At 67.5% G+C, this 15415-nt stretch carries 16 protein-coding genes; 6 read left to right on the top strand and 10 right to left on the bottom strand.

The window, feature by feature from the left end; translation table 11 throughout:
- Nucleotides 1-22: 22 nt before the first annotated feature.
- The 7 genes from phoB to T8T21_RS04220 form a co-directional block, all read right to left on the bottom strand.
- Nucleotides 23-715 (bottom strand): phosphate regulon transcriptional regulator PhoB, encoded by a 693-nt coding sequence (gene phoB, locus T8T21_RS04190; RefSeq protein ID WP_322336933.1) that lies wholly within the window; start codon nucleotides 713-715, stop codon nucleotides 23-25.
- A gap of 4 nt (nucleotides 716-719) precedes the next feature.
- Complete coding sequence (phoU, locus tag T8T21_RS04195) at nucleotides 720-1433, bottom strand: phosphate signaling complex protein PhoU (RefSeq protein ID WP_183469250.1); 714 nt, start codon at nucleotides 1431-1433, stop codon at nucleotides 720-722.
- A gap of 14 nt (nucleotides 1434-1447) precedes the next feature.
- Nucleotides 1448-2242, bottom strand: a complete 795-nt coding sequence (gene pstB / locus T8T21_RS04200; RefSeq protein ID WP_183469252.1) for a phosphate ABC transporter ATP-binding protein PstB — start codon at nucleotides 2240-2242, stop codon at nucleotides 1448-1450.
- 26 nt (nucleotides 2243-2268) lie between these two features.
- The gene (pstA, locus tag T8T21_RS04205) at nucleotides 2269-3633 is read right to left on the bottom strand and encodes a phosphate ABC transporter permease PstA (protein ID WP_322336934.1); all 1365 of its coding nucleotides are present in this window, start codon (nucleotides 3631-3633) and stop codon (nucleotides 2269-2271) included.
- The gene (pstC, locus tag T8T21_RS04210) at nucleotides 3630-5093 is read right to left on the bottom strand and encodes a phosphate ABC transporter permease subunit PstC (RefSeq protein WP_322336935.1); all 1464 of its coding nucleotides are present in this window, start codon (nucleotides 5091-5093) and stop codon (nucleotides 3630-3632) included. Before pstC ends, pstA begins: the two co-directional genes overlap by 4 nt.
- 127 nt (nucleotides 5094-5220) lie before the next feature.
- A complete protein-coding gene (locus tag T8T21_RS04215; protein WP_322336936.1) occupies nucleotides 5221-6264 on the bottom strand; it encodes a substrate-binding domain-containing protein in 1044 nt (347 codons plus the stop codon).
- A 149-nt stretch (nucleotides 6265-6413) separates the two neighbouring features.
- Nucleotides 6414-7454: an ATP-binding protein gene (locus tag T8T21_RS04220; protein ID WP_322336937.1), complete on the bottom strand. Its 1041-nt coding sequence runs from the start codon at nucleotides 7452-7454 to the stop codon at nucleotides 6414-6416.
- 136 nt (nucleotides 7455-7590) lie between these two features.
- Here T8T21_RS04220 and T8T21_RS04225 point away from each other — a divergent pair, with 136 nt between their 5' ends.
- Nucleotides 7591-7962, top strand: a complete 372-nt coding sequence (locus T8T21_RS04225; protein ID WP_183469259.1) for a hypothetical protein — start codon at nucleotides 7591-7593, stop codon at nucleotides 7960-7962.
- 5 nt (nucleotides 7963-7967) lie between these two features.
- Here T8T21_RS04225 and T8T21_RS04230 read toward each other — a convergent pair whose 3' ends face one another.
- Both T8T21_RS04230 and gmk read right to left on the bottom strand, forming a co-directional pair.
- The gene (locus T8T21_RS04230; RefSeq protein WP_322336938.1) at nucleotides 7968-8489 is read right to left on the bottom strand and encodes a gamma carbonic anhydrase family protein; all 522 of its coding nucleotides are present in this window, start codon (nucleotides 8487-8489) and stop codon (nucleotides 7968-7970) included.
- Nucleotides 8486-9124 (bottom strand): guanylate kinase, encoded by a 639-nt coding sequence (gmk, locus tag T8T21_RS04235; protein WP_322336939.1) that lies wholly within the window; start codon nucleotides 9122-9124, stop codon nucleotides 8486-8488. Before gmk ends, T8T21_RS04230 begins: the two co-directional genes overlap by 4 nt.
- A gap of 177 nt (nucleotides 9125-9301) precedes the next feature.
- Here gmk and T8T21_RS04240 point away from each other — a divergent pair, with 177 nt between their 5' ends.
- Entirely contained in the window at nucleotides 9302-9859 is a 558-nt protein-coding gene (locus T8T21_RS04240) for a PAS domain-containing protein (RefSeq protein ID WP_322336940.1), read from the top strand.
- Between the two features lie 61 nt (nucleotides 9860-9920).
- Here T8T21_RS04240 and T8T21_RS04245 read toward each other — a convergent pair whose 3' ends face one another.
- Nucleotides 9921-11291 (bottom strand): class II 3-deoxy-7-phosphoheptulonate synthase, encoded by a 1371-nt coding sequence (locus T8T21_RS04245; RefSeq protein WP_183469263.1) that lies wholly within the window; start codon nucleotides 11289-11291, stop codon nucleotides 9921-9923.
- A 167-nt stretch (nucleotides 11292-11458) separates the two neighbouring features.
- On the opposite strand from T8T21_RS04245, the gene T8T21_RS04250 reads away from it, so the two are divergent.
- From T8T21_RS04250 to T8T21_RS04265, 4 genes are all read left to right on the top strand, one after another.
- Nucleotides 11459-12469, top strand: a complete 1011-nt coding sequence (locus T8T21_RS04250) for a GlxA family transcriptional regulator (RefSeq protein ID WP_183469265.1) — start codon at nucleotides 11459-11461, stop codon at nucleotides 12467-12469.
- 110 nt (nucleotides 12470-12579) lie between these two features.
- Nucleotides 12580-13776 carry an ABC transporter substrate-binding protein gene (locus T8T21_RS04255; protein WP_322336941.1) on the top strand — a complete coding sequence of 399 codons (1197 nt, stop codon included), beginning with the start codon at nucleotides 12580-12582 and terminating at the stop codon, nucleotides 13774-13776.
- Nucleotides 13777-13874: 98 nt separating this feature from the next.
- A complete protein-coding gene (locus T8T21_RS04260; protein ID WP_322336942.1) occupies nucleotides 13875-14660 on the top strand; it encodes an ABC transporter ATP-binding protein in 786 nt (261 codons plus the stop codon).
- A gap of 39 nt (nucleotides 14661-14699) precedes the next feature.
- The gene (locus T8T21_RS04265; RefSeq protein WP_183469271.1) at nucleotides 14700-15413 is read left to right on the top strand and encodes an ABC transporter ATP-binding protein; all 714 of its coding nucleotides are present in this window, start codon (nucleotides 14700-14702) and stop codon (nucleotides 15411-15413) included.
- The last annotated feature ends 2 nt before the right edge of the window (nucleotides 15414-15415 follow it).

Raw genomic sequence — 15415 nt, forward strand, 5'->3', positions numbered from 1 at the left:
AAAACCGGGTCCTCGGCCGCCACTAGCCGAGGGCGTAGCCTGCACCGCGCACCGTGCGCAGCGGATCGGCGCCGCCATGGGTGCACAGCACCTTGCGCAGCCGGCCGATATGGACGTCGACGGTGCGAGTATCGACATAGACATCACGCCCCCAGACCCTGTCGAGCAGCTGCTCGCGGCTCCAGACCCGGCCCGGCTTCTCGAGGAAGGTGGCGAGCAGCCTGAATTCGGTCGGGCCGAGCTTGAGGAGCTGGTCGCCGCGATGGACACGATGCGTCTCGGCGTCGAGGGTGATGTCCTCGTAGCGCAGCGTCTCGCCGACGCCCGCCGGGCGCGAGCGGCGCAGCTGCGCCTTCACCCGCGCCATCAGCTCGGTCACCGAATAGGGCTTCACCACGTAGTCGTCGGCCCCGGTCTCGAGCCCGCGCACCCGGTCGACCTCCTCGGAACGCGCCGAGAGCATGATGATCGGCACCTCGCGGGTCTCCGGGCGGGTCTTGATCCGGCGGCAGATCTCGATGCCCGAAACGCCCGGTAGCATCCAGTCGAGCACGATCAGATCCGGTACCTCCTCGGACACCATCAAGAGCGCCGCGTCGCCATCCTCGGCCTCCGAGATCCGGAAGCCTTCGGATTCGAGGTTGTAGCTCAGCACCGCGCGCTGCGACGGCTCGTCCTCGACGATCAGGACGTGCGGCTGGACCTGCTGGCGCATCGTCTCACTCCGGGCTGGCCACGTAGGAGGTGTTGTCGCCCTTGGGGCGATCCTCGTCCGGCATCTGCCCGGTGATCAGGTAGATCACCTGCTCGGCCATGTTGGTGACCAGATCGCCCATCCGCTCGATGTTCTTGGCGATGAAGTGCAGATGCATGCAGGCGGTGATCGCGCGCGGATCTTCCATCATGTGGGTCAGGAACTCGCGGAACAGCGCGTTGTACATCTGGTCGACGTCCTGATCGCGCTGCAGCACCTCGAAAGCGAGATCGGCGTCGCGCCGCACGAAGGCGTCGAGCGTGTCCTTGAGCATGTTCTGGACCTCGCGCGCCATGCGCTTGATCGCGGCGTCGGAGCCCTCGATCGGTCCGAGCTCGGCCAGCACGCTGGTCCGCTTGGCCATGTTCTTGGCATAGTCACCGATCCGCTCGAGGCTGGCAGCGAGCCGCAGCACCGACAGGATCACCCGCAGGTCGCGGCTCACCGGGGCACGGATCGCGATGACGCGGGCGGCCTCCTCGTTGAGCTGCTCCTCGAGCGCGTCGATCGCCTTGTCGCCACGGCGCACCCGCTCGGCGTTCTCGATGTCGCGGTCGGCGAGGCTCTGGGCGCCGTCGATGATCGCGGCCTCCACCAGACCGCCCATCTTCAGGATCAGCGCCTGGATGTTCTCGAGGTCGCGGTCGAAGGCCGAGGCGATATGCTGCTTGTCCTGCATTGGTCCCTGCTCCCTTACCCGATCCGGCCCGAGATGTAGCTCTCGGTGCGGCTGTCCTCGGGGTTGGTGAAAATCTTGCCGGTCTCGCCGTATTCGACGAGGTTGCCGAGATGGAAGAACGCCGTGCGCTGGCTCACCCGCGCCGCCTGCTGCATGGAATGGGTGACGATCACCACCGAGAAGTTCTGCCGCAGCTCGTCGATCAGCTCTTCGACCTGCGCGGTGGCGATCGGGTCGAGCGCCGAGCAGGGCTCGTCCATCAGCAGCACCTCAGGCTCGGTCGCCACGGCGCGGGCGATGCACAGACGCTGCTGCTGGCCACCCGACAGGCCGGTGCCCGGCGCGTGCAGCCGGTCCTTGACCTCGTCCCAGATTGCGCCGCGACGCAGCGCCTTCTCGACGATCTCGTCGAGCTCGGCCTTGTTCTTGGCGAGACCGTGGATCTTGGGTCCGTAGGCCACGTTGTCGTAGATCGATTTCGGGAACGGGTTCGGCTTCTGGAACACCATGCCGACCTTGGCGCGCAGCTGCACCGGGTCGACGCGGCTGTCGTAGATGTCGGCCTCGTCGATCTTGATCTTGCCGGTCACCACCGCACCCGGAATGGTGTCGTTCATCCGGTTCAGGCAGCGCAGGAAGGTCGACTTGCCGCAGCCCGACGGTCCGATGAAGGCGGTAACGGTGCGGTCGGCGATGTCGACGTCGACGCCCTTGATCGCGTGGGTGGTGCCGTAATGCACGTGCACGTCGCGCGCGGTGATCTTGGTCTCGTTCAGCACGGTGTTGTCCATGGTTCGCATGTCGTTCATGTCCGGGCCCCCTGCCCTTTGCGCGCTCACCAGCGCCGCTCGAAGCGGCGGCGCAGCAGCACCGCGATGAGGTTCATGGCCAAGAGGAACACCAGCAGCACGATGATGCCGCCCCAGGCGCGCTCGTAAAAGGCCGGATCGGCCCGCTTGGCCCATTCGTAGATCTGCGCCGGCATCGCCGAGTTCGGGCTCAGGAAGCCTTCGGCCACGCCTTCAGGATAGTTGGTCGCGATGTAACCGACCATGCCGATCAGCAGGAGCGGCGCGGTCTCGCCCAGGGCCTGCGCGAGGCCGAGGATGGTGCCGGTGAGAATGCCCGGCATCGCCAGCGGCAGCACGTGGTGCATCACCGCCTGCATCTTCGACGCACCGACGCCGAGCGCGGCGTCGCGGATCGAGGGCGGCACTGCCTTGAGCGAGGCCCGGGTGGAGATGATGATGGTCGGTAGGGTCATCAGCGTCAGCACGAGGCCACCGACCAGCGGTGCCGATTGAGGCAGGTGCATGAACTGGATGAACACCGCGAGGCCGAGGATACCGAAGACGATCGACGGCACGGCGGCGAGGTTCGAGATGTTGACTTCGATCAGGTCGGTGAACCGGTTCTTGGGCGCGAATTCCTCGAGATAGATCGAGGCCGCGACGCCGATCGGTAGCGACAGCACCAGCACCACCAGCATCATGAAAAGCGAGCCCAGCATGGCGACGCCGATCCCGGCCTGCTCGGGCCGCGAATCCGACGCGTCGGCCCCGGTGATGAAGGACCAGTTGAACCGCTTCTCGACGATGCCCGCTTCGCGCCAGGCGTCGATCAGGTCGAGATGCTCGGCGTCAAGGTTCTTGTCCCGCGCGAGGCTGGCGCGGCTGACCCGGCCCTTGAGATAGCCGTCGACCCGCGATGAGGCCAGCAGCTCGACCGAAACGGTCTGGCCGATCAGCTCGGGGTTGGCGAGCACGCGGTCACGCAGCTGCGCCGCGGCCGAGCCCGACAGCACCTTGGAGAGCGCCTTGGGTGCCAGCTCGGTCTCGACGCCGGTGGCCTCGACCTGTTCGACCAGCGCCTGCTCGATCAGCGGCGCATAGCCGAAGGTGGAAACCTTGGCGAGCTTGGCCGGGTCGCGGTCGCCATCCTTGTCGAGCTTTTCCTCGAGCAGCGGCACGTCGAGTTGCACATAGGTCTGGGTAAAGGCGGTGAGGCCGTTCGACAGGATCGCCCAGAGCAGCGCCGCGAGAAACGCCATGCCGATCGCCAGAGCGGCGATGCCATAGGCCTTGAAACGCGCCTCGGCCCGGTTGCGCCGCTTGGTGCGGTCATCGGTGACGAGCAGGGAGCCCGGGCGGGGGTCGGTCTGGCCGTCGGGGAGCGGGCCGGTTTGCGGGATATCGGTCATTCGTACTGCTCCCTGTAGCGGCGCACGATCCACAGCGCGACGACGTTGAGCGCCAGCGTGATCACGAAGAGGGTCATGCCGAGGGCGAAGGCGACCAGCGCCTCGGGCGAGGAGAAATCGGCGTCACCGGTGAGCTGGCTCACGATCTTGGCGGTCACCGTCGTCATGGCGTCGAAGGGGTTCATCGACAGCCGCGCCGCGGCGCCGGCCCCGAGCACGACGATCATCGTCTCGCCGATGGCACGCGACGCGGCCAGGAGGATCGCGCCGACGATGCCGGGCAGCGCCGCGGGCAGCACGACCTGGCGGATCGTCTCGGAACGGGTGGCGCCGAGGCCGAGGCTGCCGTCGCGCAGGGATTGCGGCACAGCGTTGATGATGTCGTCCGACAGCGAGGAGACGAAGGGCACGAGCATGATGCCCATGACGAGGCCCGCCGTCATGACCGCCGTGCCGCCCTGCATCCAGCCCAGCCCCAGATAGCCGCCGCGCCCGAAGGCTTCGACCAGCAGCGGACCGACGGTCAGCAGCGCGAACAGGCCGTAGACGATGGTCGGGATGCCGGCGAGCATCTCCAGCATCGGCTTGGCCCAGCTGCGGACGTTGCGATGCGCGTATTCGGCGAGGTAGATCGCGGCGAAGAGACCGATCGGCACTGCGACCAGCAGCGCGATCAGCGAGATGTAGAGCGTGCCCCACAGCAGCGGCAGGATGCCCAGCTCGGAGCCGCCGCCGAAGCTCGGGCTCCAGGTGGTGCCGAAGAAGAACTCGGAGGCCGGGTAGAGCCGGAAGAACTCGATGGTGTTGAAAATCAGCGCCAGCACGATGCCGACGGTGGTCAGGATCGCGATCAGCGCGGCCGAGATCAGCGTGCCGCGCATCGCCCGTTCGACCGCGTTGCGGGCCCGGAAATCGGGGGCCGCGCGCGACACACCCCAGGCGGCACCCGCGAGCGCCAGACCGATCACGGCAATGGTCCGGGCGAGATGACCGACACCGGCGAGACGGCGCCAGCGCAGCGCGGCGTCGCGGGTCGCAGGCGTCACCTCGGAACCCAGTGCCACGCCCTGCGCCGCCATCGCCGCACGCATTTCCTCGGCGGGCAGATCGCGGGCCGCCTCGCGGCTCAGCCGGCCGGTCTCCACCGCGGCGTCGAGGCCCGCGGCGAGCCGCTGGACATCGGCCATCATCAGCGACGGCACCGCGTTCGCGCTGGCCTCGGCCTCGAGCACGGGCCAGACCATCATGCGAGTGACGGCGGGCTGCGCGACCAACCAGATCGCCAGCAGCAGGAGCGCCGGCAGAGCAGCATAGAGGGCGGCTGTCCAGCCGTAATAGCCGGGCAGCGAGTGCAATCTGCGCCCCTCGCGCGCGGCGGCGCGCAGGGCGCGCGATCGCGCCAGCACGAAGCCGGCGGCCGCGATGGCCAGGACGATCAGGGCGATCCAGGACGGTGTCATGGCGGGGCCTTCAATTATCGAGGCCCGAAGCGGGGATCGCGTCGGGCCGGAGCGGTGTCGTATCTGTCACGCGCCGTGCGGGCGGTGGTCGGGGGCGGCAGCGCCGCCCCCTCCCGTAACGCCTGTGTTACATCGCGTCCATGGTGGTGCCGTTCGCGACCGTCTCCTGGGTCGCGGCCAGCTCGGGGTCGGCAACCAGGCCGTAGGCCGAGAGCGGGCCGTCGGGGCCGGCGATCTCGTCGGCGACGAAGAACTCGACGAACTCCTGCAGGCCGGGGATCACGCCGAGATGCGCCTTCTTGACGTAGAAGAACAGCGGGCGGGACACCGGGTACTCTCCGCTCGCGATGGTCTCGGTCGAGGGCTCGACGCCGGACATGGTCGCGACCTGCAGGCTGTCGGTGTTGTTCTCGTAGAAGGACAGGCCGAAGACGCCGATGCCCTGCGGGTTGGCCTCGATGCGGGCCAGGGTCTCGGTGTAGTCGCCGTCGATATCCACGGACACGCCGTCGGTGCGGGTCTCCATGCAGGCCGCCTCGGCCGCATCCTCGTCGCCGCCGTTGATCTCGAGGATCTGCTCGTAGGCGCCGCTCTCTTCGCAGCCTGCGAGCAGCACCTTCTCCTCGAACACTTCACGGGTGCCATGCTTGGTGCCCGGGATGAAGGCCAGGATCTCCTGGTCGGGCAGATCGGCGTTCACCTCGGCCCAGCTGCCGTTCGGGTTGGCGACCATCGCGCCGTCCTGCGGGATCTCGGCGGCCAGGGCCTGGTACCAGTCGGCCGGAGTGAAGGCGAAGGTCTCGCCGTCGATGTCCGAGGCGAAGACGATGCCGTCATAGCCGATCCGGACCTCGATGATCTCGTTCACGCCATTGGCGGCGCAGGTCTCGACCTCGCCTTCGCGGATCGCGCGGGAGGCGTTGGCGATGTCGATGGTGTTCTCGCCCACGCCCTCGCAGAAACGGGCGAGACCGGCGGAGGAGCCACCCGATTCCACGACCGGGGTCGGGAAGTCGAAGTTCTCGCCGAAGGCCTCGGCCACGATCGATGCGTAGGGCAGCACGGTCGAGGAGCCGGCGACCTGCACGTTGTCGCGACCTTGGGCGGTGGCGAAGCCGGCGGTGGCGGCGATGAGGGCTGCGCTCGAGGCGGTCAGCTTGACGAAGGACATGGATCGCTCCTGTTGTTCATTCCCGCGAAGAGCGCGAAGGCGCCCTCCGTTACGGCCCGATTAAGGGTCCGGGGACTCCGTTTTGTGACAGTCGTGTAAAAGTTTCATGACAGGCCGGAACCTAGTGCGGATGACCGTGCGGCAAGGGGTCATGCGACCGGCAGGATCACCGTGAAGGTGCTGCCCTGTCCCGGCGCGCTCTCGATCCGCAGGCGGCCGCGATGCCGGCTCACGATGTGCTTGACGATGGCGAGGCCAAGCCCGGTGCCCCCGACGGCGCGCGAGCGGTGCGTGTCGACCCGGTAGAACCGCTCGGTCAGGCGCGGCACGTGATGCGCGGCGATGCCCTCGCCCTGATCCGTGACAGAGAGGCGGACGCCCTGCCCGCGCAGCTCAGGCTGCGCACCGGGCATGCCCAGCTCCACCACCACCTCGCGATCGGCGCCGCCGTATTTGATGGCGTTTGAGACGAGGTTCGACAGCACCTGGCGCAGCTGCTCCTCGTCGCCCGGCACCCAGGCCGGTGCCCCGGGCAGACGCGTCTCGATCCGCACCTGGTCACGCGCCGCTACCGGCTCGAGCAGCGCCGCCACCTGCAGCGTGAGGTTCGACAGATCGACCTTGCCGGTCGGGCGCAGCCGCTCTTCCTGCTCGACCCGACTGAGCGACAGCAGGTCGGAGACGAGCTGCGACATCCGGGCCGCTTCCCGCTCCATGATGCTCAGGAACCGCTCCCGCGCCTTGGGATCATCGCGCGCGGCGCCGCGCAGGGTCTCGATGAAGCCCGCCAGGGCGGTGACCGGCGTGCGCAGCTCATGGCTGACATTGGCCACGAAATCGCGCCGCATCTCGCCGGCCTCCTCGACCGCCGTCACATCCTCGAAGCTGAGCGCCACGCCGCGCCCCTGCGGCAGGTCCACCGGGCCCGCCGACACCGACCAGGTCGTGTCGCGCCCGCCCTCGCGGCCCAGATAGCGGGCCTGACCGCCCTGCCCGTGACGCAGGCAGGTCTCCACCGCATCGAGCACGGCGGGTTGGCGCAGCGCGTTGATGTAGTGGCGCCCGACCTGCGCGCCGCCTAGCAACCGCAGCGCCGGCGGGTTGGCCGCGGCAATGCGCTCGGTCGAGTCGATCAAGAGGATCGGCATCGGCAGGGCGGACATCAACGAGGCGAGCGCGGAAATCGTCATGGGGCGTTAACCTTTTTTAAGTAACGAAGCGTCAACTGGCAGGTCTTTGAGGTTCCGTTTGTCATCCGCGACGAGTAATTCTTCCCTCGATACCCGCCAAGGTGGTCTCGCGCCGCCCCAGCCAAGAGGTGCCGAGATGCCCGGGGACAACCCTGACACGCCGCGCTCCGGCCGGCCACTGATGCTGATCGTCGGACAGTTCGCGAATTTCGACGGTGCCGCCACCCTACCCGTCACCAACGAACTGCATTGCGTCCGCTATTGCGGGCTGGAGCAGCTTTCGGCGGAACTGTTGGAGCGGCTGTCGCCGGCGGTGGTGGTATCGGCGCTGTTCGGGCCGCGCTTCGACGCGCTGGAACTGGCGCAGCATCTGGCCGCGCTCGGTTATCACGGGCCCTACCGGGTCTTGGGGGCACCGCTGCCCGACCCAGCTGCGGTGCGCATGGAGATCGCGCAGGCCGCACCGCAGCTCGACGTCGAACTGCTCGCCCGGCCGGGCTTCTGCTGACGACCTCAGAGCGGCGACAGCCCCGCGCGGAACCGGGCGGCATTGTCGCGGTAGTTCAGCGCCGATTTTCGAAGCTTTTCGATTGCGGCCTCGTCGAGTTGGCGCACCACCTTGCCCGGCGCGCCCATCACCAGGCTGCCATCGGGGATGTCCTTGCCCTCGGTCACCAGCGCGCCTGCACCGATCAGGCAGTTGCGGCCGATCCTGGCGCCGTTCAGCACCGTCGCCCCCATGCCGATCAGGCTGTTCTCGCCGATCGTGCAGCCATGCAGCATCGCCTTGTGGCCGACCGTCACGCCCGCGCCGATTTCGAGCGGGAAGCCCATGTCGGTGTGCAGCACGCAGTTTTCCTGAACGTTGGTGTTCGTGCCCAGAGTGATGCGTTCGTTGTCGCCACGGATCGTGGCCCCGAACCAGACCGAGCTGCCGGGAGCGAGCGTCACCTTGCCGATCACATGCGCGCCTGGGGCGACCCAGGCGGTTTCGTCGATCTCGGGCGCTTCGCCCTCCAGCGTATAGATGGTCATGTTCCCTCCTCGAACTCGGCCTGAAGCGCCCGGACGTGATCCACAAGCCAGGGCTGCTGGCTGCGGCGCAGGCGCTCGGCCTCGATGATGATCTTGAGCCGCGCCTCGGTGGCGTCAAGATCGTCATTGACCAGCACGTAGTCGTAGCCGTCCCAGTGGCTGATCTCGTCCCAGCTCTTGAGCATGCGCTTCTCGATCACCTCGGCGCTGTCCTGCGCCCTTCCCTCCAACCTGCGGCGCAGCTCGCGGATCGAGGGCGGCAGGATGAAGATCGACAGCACCTGGTCGGCCATCCGGCTGTTGGAGATCTGCTGCGCGCCCTGCCAATCGACGTCGAACAGCACGTCCCGCCCGGCATCGGTCGCCTCGGCCACGGGCCCGCGCGGGCTGCCATAATAGTTCTCGAAGACCCGGGCATGCTCGAGCATCTCGCCCTCCGCAACGAGATGCTTGAACCGCTCCTCGCTGACGAAGTGGTAGTCGGCGCCGTCGACCTCGCCCGCGCGGGGCGCGCGGGTCGTGGCCGAGACCGAGAAGCCCAGCGTCGGGTCCCAGTCGCGCAAGCGCCGTGCCAGCGTGGATTTCCCGGCGCCCGAAGGCGAGGACAGAATGATGAGAAGGCCGCGCCGCTGCATGATGTCCGCTGCTCCGTGGTGATGCCGTTCCGGATGCATCGGGGGTTAGGCGGATCGCGGCGGTCGGGCAAGGGCATGGCCGGCCGCGTTAACCAATTAACAAGGTATCGGGGGCGTGCCGTCGCGGCCCGGATTAGGATCATGGCCAAATTGAGGCGAATTGAAGGAGCCGACGGGATGGAAAGGCGCAATGAGCGGCGGGGGTCGGTGGCGGAGGCGATGGCGCAGCTCGCGCATCTTCAGACATATTGGCGCGGACTGATGCGGCATGGTCTGCCGCCGCGACGTGGCGATATCGAACCCGGTCGGATCGGTGCGGCCCTGCCCGGCGCCTTCGTGCTCGACAGGATCGCACCCGGCGAGGCCCGGCTGCGGCTCGCCGGACAGGCCCTGAGCGACGCCGCCGGCACCGAGGCCTGCGGACTGCCGCTGTCGCGGCTGTTCGAGCCCGCGTCGCGCCCGCGGCTCGCCGCATTGCTGGAACAGGGGTTCGCGCAGGCTTGGCCTTGCCAGGCGCCGCTGACATGCGGCCGTCTCGGCCATGTCGGCGGGCTGCTTCTCCTGCCGCTGCGCGGGCACGAAGATGCGGCACCCCAGATGCTCGGCGCGCTGCTGCACGGGCTGCCGCCGGGGCGGGTGCGCCGCTTTGCCTTCGTGGGACCGGCCAGCATCGGCGCGCCCGCCGCCTCGGCCCGGCCACTCCGGCTCGTATTGGCAGAGGCTCCTCCCGCCTGATCCGAACGAAAAAAGGGGGGCCGCAAAGCCCCCCTTTCCCAAACTCTGCAATTCTGTCCGTTCAGACGGCGGCGGCGGTGCGCATCCCGTCGCGGCGGCCCGACAGTTCCTCGGCGACGAGGAAAGCCAGTTCCAGCGATTGCGACGCGTTGAGGCGCGGGTCGCAGGCGGTGTGGTAGCGATCCGACAGGTCCTCGTCGGTCACCGCCCGCACGCCGCCGGTGCATTCGGTCACGTCGGCGCCGGTCATCTCGAAATGCACGCCGCCGGGGATCGTGCCCTCGGCGTTGTGGACGGCAAAGAACTCGCGCACTTCGCGCAGCACGCTGTCGAAGGGCCGGGTCTTGTAGCCCGAGGAGGACTTGATGGTGTTGCCGTGCATCGGGTCGCAGGACCAGGTCACCTTGGCGCCTTCTTCCTGAACCGCCTTGATCAGGCGCGGCAGGTGCTCACCCACGGAGCCCGCGCCGAAGCGCGCGATCAGGGTCAGGCGACCTTCCTCGTTGAGCGGGTTCAGCTTGGCCATCAGCGCCTTGAGGTGACCGGTGGTCATCGAGGGGCCGCATTTCAGGCCGATCGGGTTCTGCACGCCGCTGGCGAACTCGACATGCGCGCCGTCGGGCTGACGGGTGCGGTCGCCGATCCAGATCATGTGGCCGGAGCCCGCGAGCCACTTGCCAGAGGTCGAATCGAGGCGGCACAGCGCCTCCTCGTATTCCAGCAGCAGCGCCTCGTGGCTGGTGAAGAACTCCACCGTCTGCAGCGCATGCGCGGCCTCGTCACGGATGCCGGCGGCCTCCATGAAGTCGAGCGCATCGGTGATCCGGTTGGCCATGTCGCGGTATTTCTCGGCCTCGGGCGCGCCAATAAAGCCCAGCGTCCAGGCATGCACCTTGTGCACGTCGGCATAGCCGCCGGTCGAGAAGGCGCGCAGCAGGTTCAGCGTGCCGGCGGCCTGCGTATAGGCCTGCAGCATCCGCTCGGGCTCGGGGATGCGAGCCTCGGGGGTGAAGTCGAAGCCGTTGATGATGTCGCCGCGGTAGCTCGGCAGCTCGACGCCGTTCACCGTCTCGGTCGGCGCGGAACGCGGCTTGGCGAACTGGCCGGCCATGCGGCCCACCTTCACCACCGGCACCTTGGCACCGAAGGTCAGCACAACCGCCATCTGCAGCATCACCTTGAAGGTGTCGCGGATGTGGTCGGCATTGAAAGCCGCAAAGCTCTCGGCGCAGTCGCCGCCCTGCAGCAAAAAGGCCTCGCCGCGCCCGGCTGCGGCCAGCTTGGACCTGAGCTTGCGCGCCTCGCCGGCAAAGACCAGCGGTGGATAGGAGGCCAGGCGGGCCTCGACGGCGGAGAGACGCTCCGCGTCGGTATAATCGGGCATCTGCACCCGCGGCTTGGCGCGCCAGTTGGCCTTGGTCCACTCGGTCATGGTCTTCGCTCCCATGGAGGCTTGGGGATTATCGGCGGCCTCTATAGCGCGCATGACCCGGGGGGCCAACGCCAAAAGCCATTGCGCACGACCTCTTGCCCCGTCTGCGCAAACCTGTTTCCGTCGATCCCGCCGCGGATCGGACGCAGCGGCAATGCGGGCGAGACATGAACGACGATCGAGAAACATCCGTGCCGACCCTCGGCGACGCGCCCCGCGCCCGCCGCTTCGTATTCGTGCTGCTGCCCGAATTCACCATGCTGTGCTTCGCCTGCGCGATCGAGGCGCTCAGGATCGCCAACCGCATGGCCGGGCAGCCGATCTACAGCTGGGTCCTGGCCGGGGACGGCGGCGAGACCGCAACTTGTTCGAACGGCACGGTGTTCAAGCTTGACATGGATCTCGACGAGCTGTCGCGCGACGACATGGTGATGCTCTGCGGCGGGCTGGAGATTCAGGCAGCGAGCACCAAGCGCGTGCTGAACTGGCTCCGGCGCGAAGCGCGGCGCGGTGCGGTGATGGGCGGGCTGTGCACCGCGGGCTACACGCTGGCCAAGGCCGGGCTGCTCGACGGCAAGCGCGCGACCATCCACTGGGAGAACCAGGACAGCTTTGCCGAGGAATTCGAGGAAGTGACGCTCACCCGCTCGGTCTTCGTGATCGACGGCAACCGCATCACCACCGCGGGCGGCACCGCCTCGATCGACCTGATGCTCAAGCTGATTGCCGATCATCACGGCGAGGATCTGGCCAACGCGGTGGCCGACCAGCTGATTTATTCCTCGATCCGCACCGACCAGGACACGCAGCGGCTCTCCACCCCGACCCGGATCGGCGTGCGCCACCCCAAGCTGGCGCAGGTGATCAAGGCGATGGAGCAGGCCATCGAGGAGCCGGTGAGCCCGGCCCTGCTGGCCGAGCGGGTCGGCATGTCGACCCGGCAGCTGGAGCGGCTGTTCCGCCGATATCTCAACCGCAGCCCCAAGCGGTACTACATGGAGTTGCGACTGGCACGGGCGCGCAACCTTCTGATGCAGACCGACATGAGCGTGATCAACGTGGCGCTGGCCTGCGGCTTCGCGAGCCCGTCGCATTTCTCCAAATGCTACCGCGCTCATTACCAGACTACCCCTTACCGCGAGCGCGGAAGCCAGGCCACGCGCACTGCTAGCGAGTAGGCCGCAACGGTACGTCCTTGGCGTTACGGCAAGCTCGCGCAACCACTTTCTTTTCGTATGAGCGACGTCTAGCCTGCCGGTCATAATAATCAGGCGTCAGGGAGACGAAGATGAAGAAACTGCTGCTGGCCTCCGCCGCGACCGCGCTCGTCGCGGGTTCCGTTTCGGCCGAGAGCCACATGGACCCCGTGAAGATCGGCATCATCCTGGGCTTCACCGGCCCGCTCGAGTCGATCACCCCCGACATGGCGGGCGGCGCCGAGCTGGCGATCGATGAGGTCAACGAATCCGGTGCCTTCATGGACGGCGCCAAGATCGAGGCGGTCCGCGCCGATAGCACCTGCATCGACGCCGCCGCCGCGACCGCCGCCGCCGAGCGTCTCGTGACCACCGACGGCGTGGTCGGCATCATGGGCGCCGACTGCTCGGGCGTCACCGGTGCGATCCTGCAGAACGTCGCGCGCGCCAATGGCGTGGTGATGATCTCGCCTTCGGCCACCTCGCCCGCGCTCTCCGAGGCCGAGGATGACGGCATGTTCTTCCGCACCGCGCCGTCCGACGCGCGTCAGGGCGAGATCATGTCCCAGGTGATCATGGATCGCGGCATCAGCGAAGTCGCGCTGACCTACACCAACAACGACTACGGCAAGGGTCTCGCCGACAGCTTCCAGAAGGCCTTCGAAGCCGCCGGCGGCACGGTCACGATCTCGGCCGCGCATGAGGACGGCAAGGCCGACTACTCGGCCGAAGTCGGCGCTCTGGCCTCGGCCGGTGGCGAAGTTCTCGTCGTCGCGGGCTACACCGACCAGGGCGGCAAGGGCATCATCCAGGCCTCGCTCGACAGCGGCGCCTTCGACACCTTCGTGCTGCCCGACGGCATGATCGGCCAGCAGATCGTCGACGATCTCGGTTCGGGCCTCGACGGCTCCTTCGGCCAGCTGCCGGGTTCCGACAGCGAAGGCTCGGCGATCTTCCAGGAGATGGCGACCGAGGCGGGCATCAACCCGACCGGCATCTACACCGGCGAGAGCTATGACGCCGCCGCGCTGATGATCCTCGCCATGGCGAAGGCCGGCTCGACCTCGGCCGCCGACTACGCGGGCGAAATCATGAACATCGCCAACGCGCCGGGCGAGCAGATCCTGCCGGGCGAGCTGGGCAAGGCACTGGAGCTGATCGAGGCCGGCGAAGAGATCGACTATGTCGGCGCCACCGCCGTCGAGCTGATCGAGCCGGGCGAGAGCGCTGGCACCTTCAAGGAGATCGAGATCAAGGACGGCGCCATCGAGACCGTCGGCTTCCGCTGATACACCCGCGCCGCGCCCCCCGGGGCGCGGCGCATCCCGCAACAAGAACATGGCCCAGACCCCTGATGCATCGGGGAAACCGGGCCGATCGGGGACCAATGATCACCGTCGAGAACCTTCACCGCCACTTTGGCGGTTTTCATGCTGTTGATGGGGCGAGCCTCCGGATCGAGACTGGCTCGATCACCGGGCTGATCGGCCCAAACGGCGCCGGAAAAACCACGCTGTTCAACGTGATAGCCGGCAGACTTCCACCAACTTCCGGCCGCGTCACCATGGATGGCGAGGACATCACCGGCCTGCCGCCGCACGAGCTGTTCCACAAGGGCCTGCTGCGCACCTTCCAGATCGCGCATGAATTCTCCTCCATGACGGTGCGCGAGAACCTGATGATGGTGCCCGAGAACCAGCATGGCGAGCGGCTGTGGAACGCCTGGTTCGGCCGGGGCAAGATCGCGACCCAAGAGCGAGAACTTGCGAAGAAGGCCGACGAAGTCCTTGAATTCCTGACGATCTCGCACCTCGCCGATGAGCGGGCGGGCAATCTCTCGGGCGGTCAGAAGAAGCTCCTTGAGCTGGGCCGCACGATGATGGTCGACGCCAAGATCGTGTTCCTCGACGAGGTCGGCGCCGGTGTGAACCGGACGCTCCTCAACACCATCGGCGACGCGATCGTCCGGCTCAACAAGGAGCGCGGCTATACCTTCTGCGTGATCGAGCACGACATGGATTTCATCGGTCGCCTCTGCGACCCGGTGATCGTGATGGCCGAGGGCAAGGTGCTGGCCGAGGGCAGCGCCGACAGCATCATGAAGAACGAGGCGGTGATTGAGGCCTATCTCGGCACCGGTCTCAAGAACAAGACCGTCGGGGAGACGGCATGAGGGGACAGAACTTGGAAATTATCGGAATGGTGAAGCGCCATGGCTGAGCCGCATCTGATCGGCGAGGCGATGACCGGCGGCTACGGGCGCGGCGCGGACATCCTGCAGGGCTGCACGCTCTCGGTCGACAAGGGCGAGATCGCGGTGATCGTCGGCCCCAACGGTGCCGGCAAGTCGACCGCCATGAAGGCGGTGTTCGGCATGCTGAACCTGCGCGAAGGTAGCGTGCGGATCGGCGGCGAGGACATCACCCATCTGAGCCCGCAGGACCGGGTCGCCAAGGGCATGGCCTTCGTGCCGCAGACCTCGAACATCTTCCCGTCGATGACGGTCGAGGAGAACCTCGAGATGGGGGCGTTCCTACGCCGCGACGACATCCGCCCCACCATCGAGCAGGTCTATGACCTCTTCCCGATCCTCCGCGACAAGCGCCGCCAGCCCGCGGGCGAGCTGTCCGGCGGCCAGCGCCAGCAGGTCGCGGTCGGTCGGGCATTGATGACCCAGCCCTCAGTGCTGATGCTCGATGAGCCGACAGCGGGCGTGAGCCCCATCGTCATGGACGAACTGTTCGACCGGATCATCGAGGTCGCCCGCGCCGGCATCACCATCCTGATGGTCGAGCAGAACGCACGTCAGGCGCTCGAGATCGCCGACAAGGGCTACGTGCTCGTGCAGGGCGCCAACGCCTATACCGGCACCGGCGCCGAGTTGATGGCCGATGACGAGGTGCGTCGCACCTTCCTGGGGGGCTGATC

The sequence above is a fragment of the Limimaricola variabilis genome (assembly GCF_034371605.1).
Taxonomy (GTDB): Bacteria; Pseudomonadota; Alphaproteobacteria; order Rhodobacterales; family Rhodobacteraceae; genus Limimaricola; species Limimaricola variabilis.

Bases quoted from the DNA above. Each gene is read 5' to 3' on its own strand.
- T8T21_RS04225 (WP_183469259.1), top strand. From the start codon at position 7,591: ATGCCCGGGGACAACCCTGACACGCCGCGCTCCGGCCGGCCACTGATG.
- pstA (WP_322336934.1), bottom strand. From the start codon at position 3,633: ATGACCGATATCCCGCAAACCGGCCCGCTCCCCGACGGCCAGACCGAC.
- T8T21_RS04245 (WP_183469263.1), bottom strand. From the start codon at position 11,291: ATGACCGAGTGGACCAAGGCCAACTGGCGCGCCAAGCCGCGGGTGCAG.
- gmk (WP_322336939.1), bottom strand. From the start codon at position 9,124: ATGCAGCGGCGCGGCCTTCTCATCATTCTGTCCTCGCCTTCGGGCGCC.
- T8T21_RS04260 (WP_322336942.1), top strand. From the start codon at position 13,875: ATGATCACCGTCGAGAACCTTCACCGCCACTTTGGCGGTTTTCATGCT.
- T8T21_RS04265 (WP_183469271.1), top strand. From the start codon at position 14,700: ATGGCTGAGCCGCATCTGATCGGCGAGGCGATGACCGGCGGCTACGGG.
- T8T21_RS04250 (WP_183469265.1), top strand. From the start codon at position 11,459: ATGAACGACGATCGAGAAACATCCGTGCCGACCCTCGGCGACGCGCCC.
- phoU (WP_183469250.1), bottom strand. From the start codon at position 1,433: ATGCAGGACAAGCAGCATATCGCCTCGGCCTTCGACCGCGACCTCGAG.
- phoB (WP_322336933.1), bottom strand. From the start codon at position 715: ATGCGCCAGCAGGTCCAGCCGCACGTCCTGATCGTCGAGGACGAGCCG.
- T8T21_RS04230 (WP_322336938.1), bottom strand. From the start codon at position 8,489: ATGACCATCTATACGCTGGAGGGCGAAGCGCCCGAGATCGACGAAACC.
- pstB (WP_183469252.1), bottom strand. From the start codon at position 2,242: ATGAACGACATGCGAACCATGGACAACACCGTGCTGAACGAGACCAAG.
- pstC (WP_322336935.1), bottom strand. From the start codon at position 5,093: ATGACACCGTCCTGGATCGCCCTGATCGTCCTGGCCATCGCGGCCGCC.
- T8T21_RS04215 (WP_322336936.1), bottom strand. From the start codon at position 6,264: ATGTCCTTCGTCAAGCTGACCGCCTCGAGCGCAGCCCTCATCGCCGCC.
- T8T21_RS04220 (WP_322336937.1), bottom strand. From the start codon at position 7,454: ATGACGATTTCCGCGCTCGCCTCGTTGATGTCCGCCCTGCCGATGCCG.
- T8T21_RS04240 (WP_322336940.1), top strand. From the start codon at position 9,302: ATGGAAAGGCGCAATGAGCGGCGGGGGTCGGTGGCGGAGGCGATGGCG.
- T8T21_RS04255 (WP_322336941.1), top strand. From the start codon at position 12,580: ATGAAGAAACTGCTGCTGGCCTCCGCCGCGACCGCGCTCGTCGCGGGT.